The organism is Psychrobacter sp. T6-1 (assembly GCF_052258445.1).
On sequence record NZ_JBQQFC010000740.1, the window covers coordinates 1 to 642 of the forward strand.

The window sequence follows — 642 nt, forward strand, 5'->3', positions numbered from 1 at the left end:
TCGAGATTAATGGCTATAGACCTATATCGTCTCTATGGATTTCAAGGAAGAAGCGCTATGAATCGCAATTTTAAAGTTGTTTGGAACCGCTCATTAGGCTGTTTTACCGCTGTCGCTGAATATGCTAAAAGTCGTGGCAAGTCCTCAAGTACAATAGTGACATCGGGCGCAAGTGTTTCAGCAACTGGAGGTGCACCGCTATTACGCCTAAGCGCCTTGTATATAGGACTGGCTGCTGCTGGATTTAATATGCAAGCAGTAGCAGGCTATGAAGCGGGTGGTGGGTCGACTTTTTTAAACTGTACAAGAGGTGCTAATGGTGCTGGTGCTGAAGCGCGTGCGATAGCTATTGGAAATGAGGGTAATAATGCTTGTGCCTCAGCTACAGAGTCAATTGCAGTAGGCGCAAATGTTGAAGCAGCAGGTTTGCAATCGACTGTTATCGGTAATGATGTTGTTGCGAGTGATACTGCTGCACAAGCGGTTATCATTGGTTCAAATTTCTTTACTAATCCTGGTATATCTACTGGTGCAGGTGGGGTTGCTATTGGTAGTGGCTTATCTTCAAATTTAGATAGCCCAATTGCCAATGGAATTGGTTCTGTTGCTATCGGTTCAAGTGGAAATGCCACTACCAATGGC

Annotated in this window: 1 protein-coding gene; it reads left to right on the forward strand. The window is 44.9% G+C overall.

Going from position 1 to position 642, the window contains the following annotated elements; all coding sequences use genetic code 11:
- Window positions 1-57 precede the first annotated feature (57 nt).
- The coding region (locus tag ACTXGO_RS15740; protein ID WP_443575178.1) for an ESPR domain-containing protein at window positions 58-642 on the forward strand (585 nt) is incomplete at its 3' end.